Source organism: Actinomadura sp. NPDC048394 (assembly GCF_040651755.1).
Classification (GTDB): Bacteria; Actinomycetota; Actinomycetes; order Streptosporangiales; family Streptosporangiaceae; genus Spirillospora; species Spirillospora montaniterrae.
Window position 1 is genome coordinate 53,654 of record NZ_JBEZJL010000009.1, and the last position, 21,410, is coordinate 75,063.

General features: G+C 74.0%; 20 protein-coding genes and 1 pseudogene. 14 read left to right on the forward strand and 7 right to left on the reverse strand.

Translation table 11 applies throughout. The features are described from left to right. Positions 1-23: 23 nt before the first annotated feature. The 7 genes and pseudogenes from AB0C78_RS08075 to AB0C78_RS08105 all read left to right on the forward strand — a co-directional run bounded on the left by AB0C78_RS08075 (position 24) and on the right by AB0C78_RS08105 (position 7,022). Positions 24-1,697 (forward strand): FAD-binding dehydrogenase, encoded by a 1,674-nt coding sequence (locus tag AB0C78_RS08075; RefSeq protein ID WP_360743488.1) that lies wholly within the window; start codon positions 24-26, stop codon positions 1,695-1,697. A gap of 647 nt (positions 1,698-2,344) precedes the next feature. After that, positions 2,345-3,139: a transglycosylase family protein gene (locus AB0C78_RS08080; RefSeq protein WP_360743489.1), complete on the forward strand. Its 795-nt coding sequence runs from the start codon at positions 2,345-2,347 to the stop codon at positions 3,137-3,139. A gap of 18 nt (positions 3,140-3,157) precedes the next feature. Continuing rightward, positions 3,158-4,000 (forward strand): annotated as a pseudogene (gene rsmA / locus AB0C78_RS08085) (16S rRNA (adenine(1518)-N(6)/adenine(1519)-N(6))-dimethyltransferase RsmA); the annotation flags it as partial. Positions 4,001-4,160: 160 nt separating this feature from the next. After that, a complete protein-coding gene (locus tag AB0C78_RS08090; RefSeq protein WP_360743492.1) occupies positions 4,161-5,393 on the forward strand; it encodes a hypothetical protein in 1,233 nt (410 codons plus the stop codon). 30 nt (positions 5,394-5,423) lie between these two features. Beyond that, positions 5,424-6,344 (forward strand): 4-(cytidine 5'-diphospho)-2-C-methyl-D-erythritol kinase, encoded by a 921-nt coding sequence (locus AB0C78_RS08095; protein ID WP_360743775.1) that lies wholly within the window; start codon positions 5,424-5,426, stop codon positions 6,342-6,344. 138 nt (positions 6,345-6,482) lie between these two features. After that, positions 6,483-6,626: a hypothetical protein gene (locus tag AB0C78_RS08100; protein WP_360743495.1), complete on the forward strand. Its 144-nt coding sequence runs from the start codon at positions 6,483-6,485 to the stop codon at positions 6,624-6,626. Positions 6,627-6,662: 36 nt separating this feature from the next. Beyond that, positions 6,663-7,022, forward strand: coding sequence for a hypothetical protein (locus AB0C78_RS08105; protein WP_360743498.1), 360 nt, complete (start codon positions 6,663-6,665; stop codon positions 7,020-7,022). 80 nt (positions 7,023-7,102) lie between these two features. Here AB0C78_RS08105 and AB0C78_RS08110 read toward each other — a convergent pair whose 3' ends face one another. After that, positions 7,103-8,305 carry an RNA-guided endonuclease TnpB family protein gene (locus tag AB0C78_RS08110; RefSeq protein ID WP_360743501.1) on the reverse strand — a complete coding sequence of 401 codons (1,203 nt, stop codon included), beginning with the start codon at positions 8,303-8,305 and terminating at the stop codon, positions 7,103-7,105. Positions 8,306-8,459: 154 nt separating this feature from the next. On the opposite strand from AB0C78_RS08110, the gene AB0C78_RS08115 reads away from it, so the two are divergent. After that, positions 8,460-10,244, forward strand: a complete 1,785-nt coding sequence (locus tag AB0C78_RS08115; RefSeq protein WP_360743504.1) for an ABC-F family ATP-binding cassette domain-containing protein — start codon at positions 8,460-8,462, stop codon at positions 10,242-10,244. Positions 10,245-10,323: 79 nt separating this feature from the next. After that, entirely contained in the window at positions 10,324-11,436 is a 1,113-nt protein-coding gene (locus tag AB0C78_RS08120; RefSeq protein WP_360743507.1) for an amidase, read from the forward strand. Positions 11,437-11,445: 9 nt separating this feature from the next. Here AB0C78_RS08120 and AB0C78_RS08125 read toward each other — a convergent pair whose 3' ends face one another. The 3 genes from AB0C78_RS08125 to AB0C78_RS08135 are packed head-to-tail and all read right to left on the reverse strand — an operon-like array spanning position 11,446 to position 13,363. After that, the gene (locus AB0C78_RS08125; protein ID WP_360743510.1) at positions 11,446-11,934 is read right to left on the reverse strand and encodes a MarR family transcriptional regulator; all 489 of its coding nucleotides are present in this window, start codon (positions 11,932-11,934) and stop codon (positions 11,446-11,448) included. A gap of 49 nt (positions 11,935-11,983) precedes the next feature. Next, positions 11,984-12,382 carry a nuclear transport factor 2 family protein gene (locus AB0C78_RS08130; RefSeq protein WP_360743513.1) on the reverse strand — a complete coding sequence of 133 codons (399 nt, stop codon included), beginning with the start codon at positions 12,380-12,382 and terminating at the stop codon, positions 11,984-11,986. 60 nt (positions 12,383-12,442) lie between these two features. Beyond that, entirely contained in the window at positions 12,443-13,363 is a 921-nt protein-coding gene (locus AB0C78_RS08135) for a zinc-binding dehydrogenase (RefSeq protein WP_360743516.1), read from the reverse strand. A 202-nt stretch (positions 13,364-13,565) separates the two neighbouring features. Here AB0C78_RS08135 and AB0C78_RS08140 point away from each other — a divergent pair, with 202 nt between their 5' ends. From AB0C78_RS08140 to AB0C78_RS08150, 3 genes are read left to right on the forward strand one after another with little or no spacing between them, the layout of a single operon-like run. After that, positions 13,566-15,749 (forward strand): MMPL family transporter, encoded by a 2,184-nt coding sequence (locus AB0C78_RS08140; protein WP_360743519.1) that lies wholly within the window; start codon positions 13,566-13,568, stop codon positions 15,747-15,749. Positions 15,750-15,754: 5 nt separating this feature from the next. Continuing rightward, entirely contained in the window at positions 15,755-16,942 is a 1,188-nt protein-coding gene (locus tag AB0C78_RS08145; protein ID WP_360743522.1) for a sensor histidine kinase, read from the forward strand. Positions 16,943-16,955: 13 nt separating this feature from the next. Further along, entirely contained in the window at positions 16,956-17,591 is a 636-nt protein-coding gene (locus AB0C78_RS08150; RefSeq protein ID WP_360743525.1) for a response regulator transcription factor, read from the forward strand. Between the two features lie 69 nt (positions 17,592-17,660). Here the strand turns inward: AB0C78_RS08150 and AB0C78_RS08155 are convergent, their stop codons facing one another. After that, positions 17,661-18,257, reverse strand: coding sequence for a Maf family protein (locus tag AB0C78_RS08155; RefSeq protein WP_360743528.1), 597 nt, complete (start codon positions 18,255-18,257; stop codon positions 17,661-17,663). After that, a complete protein-coding gene (locus AB0C78_RS08160; RefSeq protein WP_360743531.1) occupies positions 18,257-19,039 on the reverse strand; it encodes a patatin-like phospholipase family protein in 783 nt (260 codons plus the stop codon). Before AB0C78_RS08160 ends, AB0C78_RS08155 begins: the two co-directional genes overlap by 1 nt. A 144-nt stretch (positions 19,040-19,183) precedes the next feature. Here AB0C78_RS08160 and AB0C78_RS08165 point away from each other — a divergent pair, with 144 nt between their 5' ends. Next, positions 19,184-19,978 carry a trans-aconitate 2-methyltransferase gene (locus tag AB0C78_RS08165; protein WP_360743534.1) on the forward strand — a complete coding sequence of 265 codons (795 nt, stop codon included), beginning with the start codon at positions 19,184-19,186 and terminating at the stop codon, positions 19,976-19,978. A 225-nt stretch (positions 19,979-20,203) separates the two neighbouring features. Further along, positions 20,204-20,566, forward strand: coding sequence for a VOC family protein (locus AB0C78_RS08170; RefSeq protein WP_151542363.1), 363 nt, complete (start codon positions 20,204-20,206; stop codon positions 20,564-20,566). A 60-nt stretch (positions 20,567-20,626) separates the two neighbouring features. On the opposite strand, the gene AB0C78_RS08175 is transcribed toward AB0C78_RS08170, so the two are convergent. Further along, entirely contained in the window at positions 20,627-21,394 is a 768-nt protein-coding gene (locus AB0C78_RS08175; protein ID WP_192808964.1) for a TetR/AcrR family transcriptional regulator, read from the reverse strand. Positions 21,395-21,410: the final 16 nt, after the last annotated feature.

A 21,410-nucleotide genomic window follows, 5' to 3' on the forward strand; every position in this document is an offset into this window, starting at 1 on the left:
AGGGCCAGGGGAAGGAGGCGGGGATGGACGCGGACGTCATCATCGTCGGCGCGGGGATCGCCGGGCTGGTCGCCGCGCACGAGCTGACCGCGCGCGGCCGCCGGGTCGCGCTGGTGGAACAGGAGAACGCCGCGAACCTGGGCGGCCAGGCGTTCTGGTCGCTCGGCGGACTGTTCCTGGTGGACACCCCAGAGCAGCGGCGGCTCCGCGTCCGGGACTCCTTCGACCTGGCCTGGAACGACTGGCAGGGCAGCGCCCGCTTCGACCGCCTCGACGACGAGGACGCCTGGGCGGCCCGGTGGGCCCGCGCCTACGTGGAGTGGGCCGCCGGGGAGAAGCGGGCATGGCTGGCGTCCCACGGCATCCGCCTGACCCCCGTCGTCGGCTGGGCGGAACGTGGCGACCTCCGCGCCGACGGCCACGGCAACTCCGTGCCGCGCTTCCACATCGCCTGGGGGACGGGCACCGGCGTCGTCGCGCCGTTCGTCCGCAGCGCCCGCCTCGCCGCCGACGAGGGCCTCCTCACCTTCCACCACCGCCACCGCGTGGACGGCCTGACCCTCACCAACAGCGCCGTGACCGGCGTGCACGGCACCGTCCTCGCCGACGACGACTCGCCGCGCGGCGTCGCGTCCAGCCGCGAAGAGACGGGGACGTTCGAGCTGTCGGCCCAGGCGGTGATCGTCACCAGCGGCGGCATCGGCGGGAACCACGAGATGGTCCGCCGGTACTGGCCCGACCGCCTCGGCACCGCACCCGCCCACATGATCACCGGTGTGCCCGCCTACGTGGACGGCCGGATGCTCGACATCAGCGCCGCCGCCGGGGTCCGTCTCGTCAACCGCGACCGGATGTGGCACTACACCGAGGGCGTCCGCAACTGGGACCCGGTCTGGCCCGGCCACGCCATCAGGATCCTGCCGGGCCCCTCCCCGATGTGGTTCGACGCCCTCGGGCGGCGCCTCCCCGCGCCCTGCCTCCCCGGCCACGACACCCTCGCGACCCTCGAGCACCTGCGCACCACGCCCGACATCGCCGCCTACGACCACTCCTGGTTCGTCCTCACCCAGAAGATCATCGAGCGGGAGTTCGCGCTGTCGGGCTCGGAGCAGAACCCCGACATCACCAGCGGCGACCGCAGGGCGGTGCTGCGCGAACGCGTCCTGTCGAAGGGCGCCCCCGCCCCGGTCGAGGCGTTCAAGCGCCACGGCGCCGACTTCGTCGTCGCCGCCACCCTCGACCAACTCGTCGCCGGCATGAACGCCCTGACCGACGAACCGCTCCTGGACGCCGCCCACCTGCGCCGCCAGATCGAGTCCCGCGACCTGCAGACGACCAACCCGTTCAGCAAGGACGCCCAGGTCCAGGACATCCGAAATTCGCGCCGCTACCTGGGCGACCGGCTCAGCCGCACCGCCGTCCCGCACCGCATCCTCGACCCGTCCGCCGGCCCGCTCATCGGCGTGAAGCTGCACGTCCTCACCCGCAAGACGCTGGGCGGCATCCAAACCGACCTGGACTCCCGCGCCCTAGGCCTGGACGGCCGCCCCATAGACGGCCTGTACGCGGCAGGCGAGGTCGCGGGTTTCGGCGGCGGAGGCGTCCACGGCTACAACGCCCTCGAAGGCACGTTCCTAGGCGGCTGCCTCTTCTCCGCCCGAGCCGCCGGCCAAGCCACCGCCCAAGCAACCGCCTAAAAACCCCCAGCGAGCAACCTGCCCACACAGGTCCATGAGCGCTCGGGACCCAACTCGGCGATGCCCCCGCGCGCCCGACAACGCACCGAGGCTCCCAAGCGGATAGGCGCGGATGGCCGGGACGGGAGCGAAACCCCGCGCAGGCGGAAAGGGATCGTCCGTAAGCTGAGGATGCAGCGACCCGAGCGTTGCGATCGCGTGCGAAGCCGGATTCGAGCGAAGCGAGAATCCGATCGCGCAGCGAGGCCCCCAGGGCCGAGTCGGAGCGATGCAGCGATCGCCGCAGCGCCCGTTGAAGGGAGGGCCCCCAGGGCCCGACCGCCGAGGGCGATGCAAATAAATACAGGACGGTGCGGACGGCCGGGCTCTGGCCGTCCGCACCGGCCCCCTGGCCTCTTCGCGGGCTTCCGCGCCCTGGACACCCGCGTTCGGCGTGGGCTCCCTTCTCTTCGAGGTGGACTCTCGATTACTGAACGTAGTCAACTGGTGACTCTATGAATATGACCGTTCGGGTTCGCATCTTCTTACCTGAGGGGGCGGGGGGACCCGTGTGGGCGTTGAGGTGGCGGGGGACGGGCGTTCCGCTCTAGGGTCTGGCCGTTGAGCGGGCGACCCCCCAGGCCCGTTCGGCTCCCCCTGGAGGAACGGTGCGTCGAGCCCCTGCGACTTCTGCTGTCCTGATCGCGACGGTGCTGCTGGCGACGGCGTGCGGCGGCGGTGGTTCGCCGAAGCCGCGGTCGACGGTGCGGGTGGCGGACGCGCCGAAGGCGTCCGCGCCGGCGCCGCGCAAGGTGGTCATCGTGGTGGACGGGAAGAAGACGACCGCGATGACGACCGGGACGACGGTCCAGCAGGTGCTGGACCAGGCCGGTGTGAAGCTCGGCCGGTACGACCTGGTGAAGCCGGCGCGCGAGCAGCCCGCCGGGGGCGTGGTGAAGGTGCTGCGACTGCTGTCGAAGCCGGTGACGAGGACGGTGCGGGTGCCGGCGCCGACGATCGAGAAGAAGAGCGCGTCGGTGCCGCCGTGGTCGCAGAAGGAGCTGCGCAAGGGCAAGGCCGGCATCAAGGTCGTGCAGATGGCGTACGTCCGGCGCAAGGGCAAGAAGGTCAAGGCGGTCATCGCGCAGAAGGTGAAGCGCAAGCCGGTGGCGCGGATCGTGGCGGTGGGGCCGAAGTCGGCGGGGACGGGCGCGGCGGCGAAGCTGAACTGGGCGGGGCTGGCGAACTGCGAGTCGCATGGCAATCCCAAGGCGGTGAACCCGTCCGGCTACTACGGGCTGTACCAGTTCTCGCTGTCGTCGTGGGCGTCGGTCGGCGGGTCGGGCAGGCCGTCGGACGCGAGCGCGGGCGAGCAGACGTACCGGGCGCAGCTGCTCTACAACCGGGTGAACGGGCGGTGGCAGGGGCAGTGGCCGGTATGCGGGAAGTTCCTGTTCTCCTGACCTGCCACACTTGTTCTCATGGGGGAGAGACGGGGGCTGCTCGGGCCGGCGGACGTGCGGGAGCTGGCGGCGCGGCTGGGCATCAGGCCGACCAAGACGCTCGGGCAGAACTTCGTCATCGACGCCAACACCGTGCGGCGGATCGTGCGGGCCGCGGATCTCGGGCCGGACGATGTGGTCATCGAGGTCGGGCCGGGGCTGGGGTCGCTGACGCTGGCGCTGCTGCCGGAGGCGCGGCGGGTGGTGGCGGTGGAGATCGATCCGGTGCTGGCGGCGGAGCTGCCCGCGACGGCGGCCGCGCGGGAGCCGGAGCTGGCGGACCGGCTGGAGGTCGTCCGCGCCGACGCGATGAAGATCACATCGGTGCCGGGGCCGGCGCCGACGGCGCTGGTGGCGAACCTGCCCTACAACGTCGCGGTGCCGGTGGTCCTGCATCTGCTGGAGGTGCTGCCGTCGCTGCGGTCGGCGCTGGTCATGGTGCAGGCGGAGGTCGCGGACCGGATGACGGCCGCGCCGGGGAGCAAGATCTACGGGGTGCCGTCGGTGAAGCTCGCCTGGTACGGGGAGGCGCGCCGCGCGGGTCCGGTGGGCCGGGCGGTGTTCTGGCCGGTGCCGAACGTCGATTCCGGGCTGGTCGCGTTCACGCGGCGGGATCCGCCGCCGGCCGCCGCGTCCCGCGAGCGGGTGTTCGCCGTGGTGGACGCGGCGTTCGCGCAGCGCCGCAAGACGCTGCGGGCGGCGCTGGCGGGCTGGGCGGGGTCGGCGGCGGAGGCGGAGCGGGCGCTGCGCGCGGCGGACGTTGATCCACGGGCGCGGGGCGAAGCTCTGGACGTGGCCGCCTTCGCCCGTATTGCCGAGTATGGTCCTTCCATCGAGGGGGACGGCGCTCCCGGCGCCCCGGCGGCTGCGGCCGGGGCCGCGGCGGACCCCCGCGCGGCGGGCTCCCCGGGGACGGACGGCGGCGCGAGCGGCTCCGGCGGGACGGACGCCGGGGCGATGGACACGGAAGAGTCGGAGGGCAATGGTGAAGGCGCGTTCGCGGACGGCGCGGGCGGGGACCGAGCGGGCCCGGACGGCGCGCGCCTTCCGGCCCGGCGGGGCGCGGGCGGCCCGGCTGCCGCTGGCGGCGACGGCGCTGGTGGCGGCGGGCGGCCTGGTCGCGACGGTGGCGGCGGGGTGCAGTGACGGCGCCGGCGCGGCGCCGAAGATCACGACGACGGCGCGGGCGGGCATCGCCCCGACGCCGCCGGCGAAGGGCGCCTACTTCGGCGCGTGGGTGCCGCCCGAGGTGGGCGGCGCGGCGACGAGGTCGCCGTCGTCCACGGCCTCGGACGGCGCGTCCGGCGGCGCGTCGGACGGCGCGTCCGGAACACCGTCGGGCACCGCGTCGGGCACGGCGTCGGGGAGCGCGTCCGGCACCCCGACCGGGAAGGACGCCGGCAAGCCGGGCATGGCGCCCGTCGCCGCGTTCGAGCGGGACATGGGCCGGCAGCTGGACATCGTGCAGAGCTACCGGGGCTGGAAGTCGGAGTTCCCGACCGGGCTGGACACCTCCGTCGTCGACAGCAACCGCTACCTGCTGCTGACGTGGGCGGGCGCCGACACCAAGGAGATCGTCGAGGGCAAGTACGACGGGCTGATCCGCGCCCGCGCGAAGGCGATCAAGGCGACCGGCAAGCCGGTGTTCCTGCGCTGGTCCCGCGACATGGACCGGTCGTCGGTGAAGGACCGGGTGCACTCGCCGGCCGACTTCATCGCCGCGTGGAAGCACCTGCGGCAGATCTTCACCGCGGAGAAGGTCGACAACGTCGCCTGGGTGTGGTGCCCGAGCGCGCGCGGGTTCGGCGCGCCCAACGCGGGCGCCTTCTACCCCGGCGACGACCAGGTCGACTGGATCTGCGCGGACGCCCCGCCCGGCGCCGACTACGAGTACCGGGACCTGTCGGAGACGCTGAAGGTGTTCATGCAGTGGGCCCGCAACCGGCACAAGCCCATCATGATCGCCGAGTTCGGGGTGCCGAAGGCGTACGGGCAGCGGCGCGCCGAGTGGCTGCGCGCCGCCACCAGGACGCTGGAGGACCCGCAGGTCAAGGCCGTCGTCTACTTCGACTCCGACGAGCAGGCCGAGGACGCGCGGGACAAGCGGCGCGCCTACTCGGTGACGGGCGACACGCACGCGGTGTCGGCGCTGCGGGAGCTGGCGACGGCGCCGTACTTCAATCCCCGCAACCTCCCCGTGACGAGCGGGGGCTGATCTCTCCCGTAGGGTTCTGGAGTGAGCGCAGTGAGGGTACGCGTCCCCGCAAAGGTCAACCTCCAGCTCGGCGTCGGGCCGATCCGGGAGGACGGCTACCACGACCTCGTGAACGTGTTCCACGCCGTGTCGCTGTTCGACGAGCTGACCGCGGAGCCGGCCGACGGCCTGGAGCTCGCCGTCGAGGCGGCGCCGTACTCGCGGGTGGCGATCGGCCGGGTCCCGACGGACGCCCGGAACCTGGCGGCGCGGGCCGCGGTGCTGGTCGCGTCGCGGCTCGGCGTGGAGCCGCGGGTGCGGCTGCGGATCCGCAAGGCGATCCCGGTCGCGGGCGGCATGGCGGGCGGCAGCGCCGACGCGGCCGCCGCGCTGGTCGCGTGCGCGCGGCTGTGGGACGACCGGGAGCGGCCGGCGCTGTCGCGGGACGACCTGATGGAGATGGGCGCCGAGCTCGGCAGCGACGTGCCGTTCGCGCTGCTCGGCGGCACCGCGATCGGCGTGGGGCGGGGCGAGCGGCTCACCCCGGCGCTGACCCGCGGGACGTTCCACTGGGTGTTCGCGGCGGCGGACGGCGGCCTGTCGACGCCCGCGGTGTACGCCGAGTGCGACCGGCTGCGGGACGCCGCGGGGGAGAGCGCGCCGCGGCCGTCGGTCGCGGAGGACCTGATGACGGCGCTGGCGACCGGTGACGCGAAGGCGCTCGGCGCCGCGCTCGCCAACGACCTGCAGCCCGCGGCGCTGGAGCTGCGGCCGTCGCTGGCCCGCACCCTGAACGCCGGGCGGGACCTCGGCGCGATCGGCGCGCTGGTGTCCGGGTCGGGGCCGACCTGCGCGTTCCTCGCCGAGACCGACGAGGACGCCGCCGACCTCGCGGTGGCGCTGGACGGCGCGGGGGTGGCGGAGCAGATCGTCCGGGCCCAGGGGCCGGTGCCCGGCGCCACCGTGGTCTGAATCCGACGAAGCCGGCCGGGGGTGCCCCCTCGGGGGGTGCTGAACCGATCACGGTGTGTGCTCTCGGCACACAAGCGAACTCCGCGCGCGCGGCGGGCGTCCTGATCATTGACGCCGATTCCGCGACGAGGTGGAGCGATGACGTATCTGACGGGGCTGCTGGGTCTGGTGGCCGTCGTGATGATGGCGACGCTCGCCGTCCTGGCCGTGCGCCGGGACCGGGCGATCCGCCGCGACGCCCCCGACGCGGTGACCGGGGCCCGCCGCCCGCCGCTACGCTGATGCCGACTCGGCGCGTCTCCACATGAGGGACCGACAGTGAACCATTCGTCAGGAGCGGGCATCAGCGTGGTCGAACTGCTGGTCATCTTGGTGTTTCTCGCCGTCGTGGTCGCGGTGCCGGTGGTGATCGTGATCGCCGTCGTGGCGTCGCGCAGGCGCACCGCGTCCGCTTCGGCGTACACGCCTCCGGGCGGTCAGAGGCCCGGCCCGCCCCAAGGTCCGCCGTACGGGCAGCCGGGGCCGCCCCAGGGTCCGCCGTCGTACGGGCAGCCCGGCCCGCCCCAGGGTCCGCCGCCGTACGGGCAGCCGCCGCAGCCGCCGCAGGGGCAGCCGCCGCAGGGGCCGCCGGACCAGCAGGGGCGGCAGGGGCAGGGCTGGGCGCCGCCGCAAGGCTGACCGCACGGGCAGTGCGCGCGGGGGCAGGCAATAGGCTGGACGGCGTCTTGACTTCCTCCCCTCCCTCGGAGAGGGGAGTCCTACGGCTCGCGCCGTGGGTGTTTCTGCTTCACAGCCGATTGCGGAAGGGAAGACCCTCGCCGTCTGACATCAGCTCCACAGACATCACCGGGGCTGTACCCGGCTACGGCTCGACCAGCCGCAAGGATGTTCTTGGCCGCGTTGACGTCCCGGTCGTGCCGGGTGCGGCAGCCCGGACACGTCCAGCGCCGGGTGGACAGGCTCAGCTCGGCCAGCAGGTGCCCGCAGTGCGAGCAGGTCTTGGACGAGGGGTACCAGCGGTCGATCACCACCAGAGTGCGCCCGGCCCGCTCGCACTTGTACTCCAACTGTCGGCGGAACTCGCCCCATCCGCAGTCGGAGATCGCGCGGCCGAGAGTACGGTTGCGCACCATGTTGGTGACCGCGAGGTCCTCGATCACGATCACGTCCGCCTTCTGGACGAGATCAGTGCTGGTGCGGTGCAGGAAGTCACTTCGAGCGTTGCGGACCTTGCGGTGGGCGCGGGCGACCTTGGCCTTCGCCTTGCCGCGGTTGTTGGACCCGGGTCGGCGGCGGGCCATGCGCCGCTGGTAGCGGGCGAGGTTGCGCTGCTTCTTCTCCAGATGGCGGGGGTTGGCGATGCGGTCCCCGTCGGAGGTGACCGCGAACTCCTTGACGCCCAGATCGACACCGATCTGGTGCCCAGTGGCCGGCAGGGGGACGGGCTCGGCGGTGTCGACGGCGAAGGTGACGTACCAGCGCCCGTCGCAGTCCCGCGAGATCACGACCATTGTCGGGTTCAGCGCTACCAGATCGACGTCGTCGAAGGACCAGACGAACGCCAGGGGCGCGGTGGTCTTGGCCATCCGCAGTTCGCCGTCGTGGATGCGGAACGCGGAGCGGGTGTAGTGCGCGGACTGGCGGGAGTTCCGGTTCTTGAAGCGGGGATAGCGGGCACGTCCGGCGAAGAAGTTGGCGAACGCGGCGTGCTGGTGGCGCAACGCCTGCTGCAGCGGAACCGAGGACACCTCGTTCAAGAACGCCAGATCCTCGGTCTTCTTCCACGCTGTCAGCGCCGCGTCGGTCTCCTTGTAGGAGACGCGCCGCCCTTCGGCGTGCCAGACCCGGTGCCGTTCGGCGAGCGTCTTGTTCCACACCAGACGAACGCACCCGAACGTGCGGCCGAAGACGGTCGCCTGCTCGGCGTCCGGGTAGGCCCGGCACTTGTACGCCATGCGCATGAGCCGCAAATTACAGGAGGCATAGGATTGTGTAAAAGCGCGGCCCGCGCGTCGGTGGATTCGTTCCCGGAACGCCCCGGGTTGCGCCGGGTGGTCTCCATGGGGCCCGGACCGCTCCCCGGTTCGGAGGCCGATGCACCCTTTGGAGGACCCGGTGAATCTGATCAACGTTGAGAACGTCGCCAAGGCGTACGGGCCGAAGCCGCTGCTGGACGCGGTGTCCCTCGGCCTCGACGAGGGCGACCGGGTCGGGGTCGTCGGCCGCAACGGCGGCGGCAAGAGCACGCTGGTGCAGGTGCTGGCGCGCGAGGTGGAGCCGGACGCGGGCCGCGTCACGCACGCGCGGGGCCTGCGGCTGGGGTACCTGACGCAGCGGGACGTGTTCCCGGAGGGCGCGACGGTCCGGTCGGTGGTCCTCGGGGACCGCGCCGAGCACGAGTGGGCGGGCGACACCCGCGCCCGCGACGTCCTGGCCGGGCTGCTCGCGGACGTCGACCTGGACGCGCCGCTGGCCGGCATGTCCGGCGGGGAGCGGCGCCGGATCGCGCTCGCGCGGCTGCTCGTCCCCGAGTCGGACCTGCTGATGCTGGACGAGCCGACCAACCACCTCGACATCGAGGCGATCGCGTGGCTGGCCCGGCACCTGAAGGACCGCCGGGTGGCGCTGCTGGTCGTCACGCACGACCGCTGGTTCCTCGACGAGGTCACCGACCGGACGTGGGAGGTCGTGGACGGCCGCGTCGAGCGGTACGAGGGCGGCTACTCCGCCTACGTGCTGGCGAAGGCGGAGCGGTCCCGGATCGCGGCGGCGACGGAGGCCAAGCGGCAGAACCTGCTGCGCAAGGAGCTGGCGTGGCTGCGGCGCGGCCCGCAGGCCCGCACGTCCAAGCCGAAGTTCCGGGTGGACGCGGCGCAGGCGCTGATCGCCGACGAGCCGCCGCTGCGCGACTCGGTGGAGCTGACGAGATTCGCGACGGCGCGGCTCGGCAAGACCGTGTACGACATCGAGGACACCACCGTCGAGGTCGGCGGCCGGGCGATCTTCGAGCGGATGACGTGGCGGCTCGGCCCGGGCGACCGCGTCGGGCTCGTCGGCGTCAACGGCAGCGGCAAGAGCACGCTGCTGCGGCTGCTGGACGGCTCGGTGGCGCCGGTGTCCGGCACGGTGGTGCAGGGCAGGACCGTCCAGCTGGCGCACCTGTCGCAGAACCTGGAGGAGCTGGACCCGTCCCGGCGGGTGCTGGAGTCGGTGGAGGAGATCCGCCGCCGCATCACGGTCGGGAAGCGGGAGTGGACGGCGAGCCAGCTGCTGGAGCGGCTCGGGTTCGCCGGGGACCGGCAGTGGACGCCCGTCGGCGACCTGTCGGGCGGTGAGCGGCGCCGGCTGCAGGTGCTGCGGCTGCTGATGGGCGAGCCGAACGTGCTGCTGCTGGACGAGCCGACGAACGACCTCGACATCGAGACGCTCACCGAGCTGGAGGACCTGCTCGACGGCTGGCCCGGCACCCTCGTCGTCGTCAGCCACGACCGGTACTTCCTGGAGCGCATCACCGACCACGTGGTGGCGCTGCTCGGCGACGGGCGGGTGTCGATGCTGCCCGGCGGCGTCGACGAGTACCTGGAGCGCCGCGCCGCCGGAACGGCCCAGACCCGGACGGCGCAGGCGCGGACGGCGCAGGCGCGCGCGCAGGAGGCGCCCGCCGCGGCGCCGCCGAAGCCGAAGGGCGGGCAGGACTGGAAGGCCCGCAAGGAGCTGGACCGGCTCGAACGCCGCCTGGAGAAGCTGTCCGGGCAGGAGGCGGAGCTGCACGAGCAGCTCGCCGCGCACGCCACCGACTTCGTCAAGCTCCAGGAGCTCGACGGGCGGCTGAAGGAGATCCAGGCGGAGGCCGCGCGGGTCGAGGAGGAGTGGCTGATGCTCGCCGAGGACATCGACTAGTCCGCCGAGAACATCGACCAGCGCCCGATATCGGGCGGAACCTCTGGTGCTCGGCGTCCGGAGTCGCCATGATCCAGCAATGACGACTTGGATCGTGAAGATCGACGACGCGCCGGGGGACGGTCCGCGGCTCGCGGTGAAGGACGCCATCGACGTGGCCGGGCTGCCCACGACGGCGGGCAGCCGGGCGGTGGCCGAGCGCGCGGAGCCGGCGGCGGCCGACGCGGCCGTTGTCGCGTCGGCGCGCGCGCAGGGCGCCCGTATCGTCGGCAAGGTCAACCTCACCGAGTTCTGCCTGGGCGCCGACGGCGTCAACCCGTGGTCGGGCACGCCGGTCAACCCGCTCGACCCGGCGCGGGTGCCAGGCGGATCGTCCAGCGGGTCGGCGGTGGCGGTCGCGTCGGGGGAGGCGGACGTCGCGTTCGGCACCGACACCGCGGGGTCGGTCCGGATCCCGGCGGCGTGCTGCGGGATCGCGTCGCTGAAGACGACGCACGGGCGCGTCCCGCTGGACGGCGTGTACCCGCTGTCGCCGACGCTCGACACCGTCGGGCCGATGGGCCGCGACGTCGCCGCCGTCGTCACCGGCATGCGGCTGATCGAGCCGGGGTTCGCCCCGGACGCCTATGACGCGAACATGACGATCGGGCGGCTGCGCGTCCCGAACGTGGACCCGGCGATCGACGCGGCCGTCGACGACGCGCTCCGCCGGCTCGGCCCGATCACCGACGAGACGTGCGAGCACTTCCAGGACGCGGCGCTCGCGAACGGCGTGTTCGTCGGCGAGGAGGCGTACGCGCAGAACGGCCCGCTGCTCGGCGACCCGTCGAGGATCAGCGAGCGGATGTACCGGCGGCTCAACGTGCTGAAGGAGGCCGCGGCGGGCCGGCGCCCGTGGGCGGAGCAGCTCCAGAAGACGGTCCGGGCGGAGTTCGACGCGCTGCTGGACCGGCACGGGGTGCTCGCGCTGCCGGTGCTGGCCGGGGTCGCGCCGGAGCCGCCGGACGGCGACGACGACCTGCTGCTGACGATGCTCACCGGCACGGTCAACGTGGCGGGGCTGCCGGCGTTCGCGCTGCCCGTCCCGCTGCCGGGCTCGCACCTGCCCGCGTCCGTGCAGCTCATCGGCCCGGCGGGGAGCGAGGAGCGGCTCTGCGCCGTCGCCGCGGCGCTGGAGGAGGCGCTGCGCTGACGGGGCGGCCTAGGAGTCGAACGGGATGAGGAGGGTGCGGAGCAGGACGGCGAGGGTCTCGCGCTGGTCGGGGCTGAGCCCCTCGAGGATGGCCTGCTCGCGGCCCAGCAGGTCGGCGAACGCGGCGTCCACGCGCGTCAGGCCCGCCCCGGTGAGGCGGACCTGGACGCCGCGCTTGTCCTGCGGGTCGGGATGCCGCTCGACCAGGCCCGCGGCGGCGAGCCGGTCGATGCGGTTGGTCATGGTGCCGGAGGTCACCAGCGTCGCGCGCAGCAGCTGCCCGGGGCTCAGCTGGTAGGGGGCGCCGGCCCGGCGCAGCGCGGTGAGGACGTCGAACTCCCACGACTCGACCTGGTGGGCGGCGAACACGGCGCGGCGGGCGCGGTCGAGGTGCCGGGCCAGCCGGGACACCCGGCTGAGGACCTGCAGCGGCCGGACGTCCAGGTCCGGGCGCTCGGCCTGCCACGCGGCGACCAGCCGGTCGACCTCATCCTCCATGCCGCAAGCCTACCTGTCTTGATATCGAGGGACCTGCGGCCGGTCGGGGCTAACCGAACAGGGTTCGCTCGACGTGCTGGGTGTCGGCGTACTCCCGCACCGAGACGATCCTCCCGTCCCGGACGACGTAGATCCCGGCGCACCGGTTGTCGTAGATCTTGCCCGATCGGGTGATCCCCTTCGCCGTCCACTCGGCGAGGACCTGGTCGCCCTCGGCGATCACGTTGACGAGCGCGACCTCCGGCGCCGTGCCGGGCTTGAACAGGTTTCCGGTCGCGGCCCCGAGGAAGTCATCGATGATCGCGTCGCGGCCCTTCCAGGTGCCGGTCAGCGGGAGGTCGCCCGGGTAGGTCCAGGTCGCGTCCTCGGCGAAGCTGTCCTTGATCGTCTCCAGGTCGCCGTCGGCGACGGCTTGGACGTAGCGGACGACGACGTCCTTGGCGTTCATTGCGATCTCCTCGTGTGCGTGTGCGTGTGCGTGTGTGTGGGTGCGGGTGTGGGTGTGCGTTCAGCGGTCGATGGTGAGGACGGCGTTGCCGCGCACGCGGCGTTCGCGCAGGTCGGCGAGCACGGCGGCGGTCTCGGCCCAGTCGGCGGTCCGGCCGATCTCCGGGTGCAGCCGCCCGCGGTCGACGAGCCGGACCAGGACGGCCAGGTCGTCGGCGTTGGCCGTGTCGGCGTCCTCGTAGTGGAAGTGCCGGATGGTCGCGGACTCCGGCCCGTCGAAGAACCGGAAGAAGTCGAGCGTCACGGGCGTCCGGGACGCCTGCCCGAACCAGATCAGCGTGCCCCGCCGCCGGAGCCGCGCCAGCGCGTCGGTGAACTGCCGTCCGCCGGTCGACTCCAGCACCAGGTCGAACGGGCCGTCCGCGGACGCCGCGTCCGGCACCACCGCGGCACCGAACTCCGCGAGCCGCCGTCCCCGCTCCGGCGTCGCCGCCACGGCCGTGACCTCCGCGCCCGCCGCGGCGGCCAGTTCGGTGACGTAGTGCCCGACGCCGCCGGACGCCCCGGTGATCAGCACCCGCCGTCCCGCGAGCGGCCCGGCGGCGCGCAGCAGCCGCAGCGCGGTGAGGCCCGCCAGCGGCAGCGCCGCCGCCGTCTCCACCGGCACCGAGGCGGGCAGCTCCGCGAGCGACCCGGCCGGCACCGCCGCGTACTCGGCCCAGCCCGCCGACGGCGGATGCCCGACGACCCGCGTCCCGCACGCGGGACCCGACCCGTCCGCCGCGGCCTGCACGACCAGGCCCGCGACGTCCTTGCCGGGACGCCAGCCGGGCCGGTCGCCCTCCAACTGGAACGTCTCGCCGCGGTTGACCGAGAACGCCGCCACCTTCACCAGCGCCTCGTCCGGGCGCGGCTCCGGCTCGTCGACGTCGGCGAACGCGACGGTCTCCCGCGCGTCGCCGGTCGGTACCAACGCCTTCACGGCCCCTCCTCTGCTCCCTGCGCCGGCGCCCCTTCGCCGGTGCGGTGGACCCAGTCGACCGCACCCCGTACGGGCCCGTCCAACAGCCATTGAGCAGGGATGACAACCTCTGGTTGTCGTCGCATGTCCACCGGGTGGTGGACGGCGGGTTCAGCCGGTCGAGGCTCATGCCGGAGGGCCCCGCGACGGGAGCATTTCCGGCATGAGAGATCTTCCTGTGCGCATGGCCCGGTGGAGCGCCGGGCATCCCTGGCGGGCGATCGCCGGCTGGTTCCTGTTCGTCGCGCTGTGCCTCGGCGTCGGGATCTCGGTGGGCGGGCACGCCGCGACCAGCGCCGACTTCCGGATCGGCGAGGCCGGACGCGCCGAGGCGATGGCCGCCGAGGGCGGCCTGCAGCAGCGGCCCGCCGAGCAGGTGCTGATCACCGCGAAGCCCGGTGCGGGCCGCCTCGACGCGGCGCAGGCGGACGCCGCCGCCCGCGACGCCGCGGCCCGGATGGCGCGCCTGCCGGAGGTCGCGTCGGTGTCGAAGCCGATCCGGTCGGCGGACGGGACGGCGATCCGCGTCCAGGTCACCCTGCGCGGCCCCGAGTTGGAGGGCAAGAAGCACGTCGCGCCGCTGATCGCGCAGACGGAGCAGGTCCAGGCCGCGCATCCGGGGGTGCGGGTCGAGGAGACGGGCAGCCCGTCCATCAGCAAGGGCGTCGACCACCTGCGCGGTCAGGACCTGTCGCGGACCGAGGTGATCGCCCTGCCGGTCACGCTGGTCACGCTGCTGGTCGTGTTCGGGTCGGTGGCGCTGGCCGTGGTGCCGCTGCTGCTCGCGCTGTCGTCCATCGCCGCGGCCGTCGGGCTGTCGATGCTCGCCTCGCACGCCTTCCCCGACGCGGGCGTCGGCACCAACGTCATCCTGCTCATCGGCATGGCCGTCGGCGTCGACTACACGCTCTTCTACCTCAAGCGTGAGCGTGAGGAGCGCGCCCGGTCGGGCGGCCGGCTGTCGCCCGCCGCCGTCGTCGAGCTGGCCGCCGCGACGTCCGGACGGGCCGTCGTCGTCTCCGGCATCGCCGTCGCCGTGTCCAGCGCAACGCTGTACCTCGCCGACGACGTCATCTTCTCCTCGATCGCGACCGGCGCGATCGTCGTCACCGTCGTCGCCGTCCTCAGCTCCCTCACCGTCCTGCCCGCGCTGCTCGCCAAGCTCGGCCAGTGGGCGGAGCGCCGCCGCGAGCGCCGGACCCGGCGCGGCCGGCCGGTGCGCGGGACGCGCTCGGAGAGCGGCGGGCGGATCACCCGGGCCCTGCTGCGGCCGACCGGCCGCCGTCCCGGTCTCACGCTGGCCGCCGGGATCCTGGCGATGCTCGCGCTCACCGCGCCGCTCCTCGGCCTGAAGCTCACCGACATGGGCCGCGAGACCCACCCCCGCTCGATCCCGGCGATGCAGGTCTACGACCGGCTCAACGCCGCGTTCCCCGAGCTCAAGGCGATGCACCAGGTCGTCGTGCAGGCCGGCCCGTCCCGGCAGGCGGAGGTGGCGGACGCGCTCCGCGACCTCGCCCGCCGCGCGCAGCACGACCCGCGCCTGGCCGGGACGTCCGAGCTGCGCACCTCGCAGGACGGCCGGACCAGCCTGCTCGAACTGCCCGTCCCGCACTACGTCAGCGACCCGGCGGCGGTCGCGTCGCTGAAGACCGTCCGCGGCGACTACGTGCCCGCGACGGTCGGGAAACTGCCCGGCGTCAAGGTCGCCGTCACCGGCGACGTCGCCCGCTACGCCGACTACCCCGACCACCAGAAGCAGAAGCTGCCGCTCATCATCGCGTCGCTGCTGCTCGTCACGTTCGCGATGACGGTGTGGGCGTTCCGGTCCGTGGTCCTCGGCCTGATCGGGGTGCTGCTGAACCTGCTGTCGGCGGGCGCCTCGCTCGGCCTGCTCGTCCTGACGTTCCAGGGGACGTGGGCGGAGGGCCTGCTCGGCTTCACCTCCACCGGGACGATCGGCTCCCGCGTCCCGCTGTTCCTGTTCGTGATCCTGTTCGGCCTGTCGATGGACTACCAGGTCTTCGTGATCAGCCGGATCCGGGAGGCGCGGCTGGCCGGCGCGTCCACCCGCACCGCCGTCCTCGACGGCATCGGACGCTCCGCCGGCGTCGTCACCAGTGCCGCGTTCGTCATGGTGACCGTCTTCGCCAGCTTCATCCCGCTGCACATCATCGAGATGAAACAGATGGGCTTCGCGCTCGCCACCGCGGTTCTCGTGGACGCGTTCGTCGTCCGCATCGTGGTGCTGCCCGCCCTGATGCTGCTCCTCGGCGAACGCACCTGGTGGCCGTCGCGGCCCGCGCCCGCCGCCGTCCCGGCGCACGCCCCCGCGAAAGTAGGCTGACCGGCATGGAGCGACGGCCACAGCACGACGACCGGCTCCAGGCACGGGCGCTGCGCCGCTGGTACACCGCCCTGTGGATCTGCTTCGGGCTCGTCCCGCCGGGCATCGCCGCCTGGGACCGCAGCGAGGGGATCCGGTCCGGGACGCTCGCGCTGCTGGCCGTGCTCGCCGTCTGCCACCCGATCACCGGGACGTTCCCGGGGAACCCGGCCGCCCGCCGGTACGCGTTCCTCGGGGTGCTGACCGCCGGCATCGGCGCGGTGTCCTACCTCGCGGACGGCACCGCGTCGCTGCTGATCGTGTCCCTCCCGCACTTCTGGATCCAGGGCGGCGGCCCGCGACGCGCGATCGCCCTCAGCGGCCTCGCCACCGCGGCCGCCGTCGCGGGCATGGCCGTCCAGCGGCACCCCGACGGGTCGCTCGTCAGCGGCAACACCGTCGCCGCCCTCACCGGCTACGCCGCGAGCGTCCTGGTCGGGCTCTGGATGACCCGCGTCGTCGGCCGCCACGACGAGCGCGCCCGGCTCCTCGCCGCCGACCTGGAGGACGCCGAGCGCCGCCTCGCCGAGGCGCAGCGCCGGCAGGGCGCCGCCGACGAGCGCGAACGCCTCGCCCGCGAGATCCACGACACCCTCGCGCAGGGCCTGGCGTCCATCGTCGTCCTCGCCGAGGCCGCCCGCGAGGGCATCGGCACCGACCCGGCGGCGAGCGCCCGGCAGCTGGTGTCCATCGAGCGCACCGCCCGCGAGAACCTCGCCGAGGCCCGCGTCCTCGTCGGCGCCGCCCCTCGCGACGGCGTCGCCGCCGGCTCCATCGCCGCCACCCTGCGCCGCACCCTCGACCGGTTCGCCGAGGACACCGGCCTCACCGTCGACGCCGACCTGCCCGACGTGCCCTGCGACCAGCCGACCCGCGTCGCGCTGCTGCGCTGCACCCAGGAGTCACTCGCGAACGTCCGCAAGCACGCCGGAGCCACCACCGTCGGCGTCGTCCTCGCCGCGCACCCGGACGGCGTCGAACTGGAGATCACCGACGACGGCCGCGGGTTCGCCCCCGGCGCCGCGTCCGGCGGGTACGGGCTGGACGGGATGCGCCGCCGCCTCGCCGAGCTCGGCGGCCGGCTCACCGTCACCAGCGCCCCCGGCGAGGGCACCCGGATCCTCGCCCTGCTTCCCCGCGAAGGCACCCCATGAACGACGGCACCCCATGAACGACGGCACGGTCCGCGTGATCCTCGTGGACGACCACACCGTGATGCGCGCCGGCGTCGCCGCGCTGCTGGCCGGCGAGCCCGGCATCGAGATCGTCGGCGAGGCGGGCGACGGCCGGGAGGCGGTCGGCCTCGCCGAGCGGCTCCGGCCCGACGTCGCGCTCGTCGACCTGCGGATGCCCGTGCTGGACGGGGTGTCCGCCACCACCGAGATCCTCGCCCGCCGCACCGGCACCCGCGTGCTGATCCTCACCACCTACGACACCGACGAGGAGATCGAGCGCGCCGTGGAGGCCGGCGCCGTCGGCTACCTGCTCAAGGACGCCACCCGCGAGCAGCTCGCCGACGCGGTGCGCGCCGCCGCGCGCGGCGAGACCGTCCTCGCCCCGCGCGTCGCGCAGCGGCTCGTCGCGCGGATGCGGCAGCCCGCGCCCGTCGCGCTCACCGCCCGGGAGGCGGAGGTGCTGAACGCGGTCGCGGACGGGCTGTCCAACGCCGAGATCGGGCGGCGGCTCGTCATCGCGGAGGCGACCGTGAAGACGCACCTGCTGCGCGTGTTCGCCAAGCTCGACGTCGGCGACCGCACCCGCGCCGTCGTCGTCGCCCTGGAACGCGGCCTGATCAAGCGCTGACCTGGTTGATCAGGCGCAGGCCGCGGTGATCAGGCGCCGACCGGACAGATCAGGCGCAGGCCGGGGTGATCAGGCGCCGACCGGCCAGATGTCCGTGAGCGGCACGCCGAGGGCGGCCAGCATCCGCCGGAGGAGGGGCAGCGACAGGCCCATCACCGTGCCGGGATCGCCGTCGATGCCGTCGATGAACCAGGCGCCACGCCCCTCCAGCGTGAACGCGCCCGCGACGTGCAGCGGCTCGCCCGTGGCGACGTACGCGGCGATCTCCTCGGCGGACGGGTCGCCGAAGCGGATCCGGGTGCTCGCCACCTCCAGTGCGTCCCGCCCCGACGCCGTGTCGATCACGCAGTGCCCGGTGTGCAGGACGCCCGTCACGCCGCGCCGCTCCGTCCACCACGCGGCCGCCTCGTCCGCCGACCGGGGCTTCCCGAACGCGCGGCCGTCCACCTCCAGCAGCGAGTCGCAGCCGATCACGATCGCGTCCGCGACGCCGCCCGCGACCGCGCCCGCCTTCTCCTTCGCCAGCGCGCGCGCCAGCCCCGCGACCGAGCCCGCCGCGATCTTCGACTCGTCGACGCCGCTGACGATCACCTCCGGGTCGGCACCCGCCTCCCGCAGGATCCGCAACCGCGCCGTCGACGCCGACGCCAGCACCACCTTCCGCATCAGGCCACAGTAGCGATCAGCCGCGCCGCCTCGGGGGCCTGCCGGACGCCCGCCCGGTAGCACTCCGCCCACCGGGTCACGTCGCCGACGTCGCCGCCGAACGCCTCCAGCGCCGCCGCGTCCGGGACGATCCGCACGTCGCCCCCCGACCCGTCCGACATGTGCGCGATCGGCTCGACCAGCACGACCTTGCCCGCGTCCCTCGCCAGCCACGGCCACGCGCCGCCGCCGAACGCGCCGTCCATGTAGAGCCGCCCATCGATCTCGACCGGACGGGCGTGACCGGGCGCCGCGCTGCTCGCCGCGACCGCCGCCGACAGCGGCACGCCGCTCGCCCGGTCCCACACGACCGGCTCGCCGGACGCCACGTCCACCGCCGTGATCAGCAGCCGGCCCTCCGGCCACGCGTCCGTCCCGACGAGGAACTCCATCCGCCTGCGGTGCCACTCGGCGGGCAGCGCCTCGACCTCCGCCGCCAGCCGCCCGACCCGCCGGCGCGCCTCGTCCGGCTCCAGCGCCGGATCGCGCATCAGCCCGAACACCCGCTCCATCACCGCCGGGTCCCGCGCCGGGCGCGGGCCGTTCGGCGGCGGCAGCTCCGCGACCGCCGCCAGGTCCCGGCCCGTCGCGATCATCGCGCCCGCGATCGCGCCCGCCGACGTGCCCACGATCGTCCCCGCGGCGGCCGGGTCGATCCCCACCTCCCGCAGCCCTGCGGCGAGGCCCGCGAGCCACGCCGTCCCGACCGGCCCGCCCGGCCCCAGCACCAGACCCCAGCTCATGCGCCCACTCCCTCTCCCGTCGAACGTCGTGCCGCCGACGCTACGGAGCGCGCGCCCGCCGGGCATCTGTCGGTCGACCGGTCCCGGCGCGGCGGCGCACAAGATTCTTGACATCAAGATATGGGCGCGGCATCATGTCTCTTGATGTCGAGACAAGCCGAGGCCGTGTGGGACCCCGCGCAGTACGGGGTCTACGGCGACGAGCGCGCCAGGCCGTTCACCGAACTGGTCGGCCGGCTCGGGCCGATCGAGCCCCGGCACGTCGTCGACCTCGGGTGCGGGAGCGGGGAGCTCACCGCGACCCTCGCGGGCCGCTGGCCCCGCGCGGTCGTGCGAGCCCTCGACTCTTCCCCCGAGATGATCGCCGCCGCCCGCGCCCACGCGATCCCCGGACGGCTCACCTTCGACGTCGCCGACGCCGCCGCCTGGCGGCCCGAGCATCCCGTCGACCTGATCGTCTCCAACGCCGTCCTGCAGTGGGTCCCCGAGCACCTCGACCTGCTGCCGCGCTGGATCGACGCCCTCACCCCCGGCGGGCGCCTCGCCTTCCAGGTCCCCGGCAACTTCGACGCGCCGAGCCACGTCCTGCTCCGCGAGCTCTGCCGGTCACCGCGCTGGCGCGACCGCCTCGCCGGCACCGTCCGCGAGGACCCCGTCCTCGACCCCGCCGGCTACCTCGACCGGCTCGCCCGCCTCGGCTGCGCCGTCGACGCCTGGGAGACCACCTACATGCAGGTCCTCACCGGCGACGACCCCGTCCTCGAATGGGTCAAGGGCACCGCGCTGCGCCCCGTCCTGTCCGCCCTCCCGCCCGGCGAGGCCGAGGAGTTCCTCACCGCCTACCGGGACCGGCTCCGCGACGCCTACCCCGCCCGCCCCTACGGCACCGTCTTCCCGTTCAGGAGAGTGTTCGTGATCGCAGCACGTCACGCCCCCTAGACGGGGTGCCGCCCGCCGGCCGAGGGAAGCGACTCGTTCCCCTGCGGTGTGCCAGCTCGGCCGGCGGGCGGCATCCAGGCCGCGCGGACGCGACCCGCACATGATCGCAGACCGCCCGGCCCGGCACCGAACCCCGGCTTCGCGACCCGATGCCGGCGACCCCTGCCGGCGGCCGCCCGGACGAACTCCGGACGGCCGCCGGCGTCCGTCCGCGAGGAGGCCCGCATGCTCACCGCCCTCCACCACGTCCAGCTCGCCGCCCCGCCCGGCAGCGAGGACGCCCTCCGCGCCTTCTACGGCGGCGTCCTCGGCCTCGAAGAGATCCCGAAGCCGCCCGAGCTCGCCAAGCGCGGCGGCGCCTGGTTCCGCGGCCCCGGGCTCGAACTCCACCTCGGCATCGAGCAGGACTTCCGTCCCGCCCGCAAGGCCCACCCCGGCCTGCTCACCGGCGACCTCGACGCCCTCGCCGACCGGCTCCGCGCCGCCGGCCACGACGTCCGCCCCGACGGCCTGTTCCCCGGCTACCGCCGCTTCTACGCCGACGACCCCGTCGGCAACCGCCTCGAATTCCTCCAGCCCGAGGACTGACCGCCCCCGGACGCACGAGACCGGCCGCACGCACCGCGCGCGACCGGCCCCGCGGACGGATCAGACAGACGGATGCGGGCTCGGGCTCGGGTCGACGAAGTCGGACTCCGCCTCCCGGCGGCTCCGCCGCTGCGCCTTCTCGGCCCGCGCCGCCGCCTTCTCCTCCGCCTTCTCCGCCTTCGCCGCCGCCTTCTCCGCGCGCTTCTCCGCGCGCTCCATCTCCTTGCGGCGCTGCCGCGGATCCAGCGACGGCTTCGGCTCCAGCCCCGCCAGTCCGTTCCACGCGAGGTTCACCACGTGCGCGGCGACCTCCTCCCGCTTCGGCTTGCGGACGTCCAGCCACCACTGGCCCGTCAGCGCCACCATGCCGACCAGGCTCTGCGCGTACAGCGGCGCGAACTTGTCGTCGTAGTCGTGCCGGTCGAACTCCTGCGCGAGGATGTACTCCACCTCGCCGGCGATCTCGCTGAGCAGGCTCGCGTAGCTGCCCGTCCCGGTCCCGCCGTGCGAGTCCCGCACGAGGATCCGGAACCCGTCCGGATGCCCCTCGATGTACTCCAGCAGCGCCAGCGCCGCCTTCTCCAGCTTGCTGCGGTAGTGGATCGCCGAGTTCAGCGCCTCGGTCACCAGGCTCAGCAGCCGCTCGAACTCGCGGTCGACGACGACCGCGTAGAGCCCCTCCTTGCCGCCGAAGTGCTCGTACACCACGGGCTTCGACACACCCGCGGCGGAGGCGATCTCCTCCACCGAGGTGCCGTCCAGGCCGCGCTCGGCGAACAGCGTACGGCCGATGTCGAGGAGCTGCTCGCGGCGTTCCTTGCCGGTCATCCGCTTTCTGCGGGGC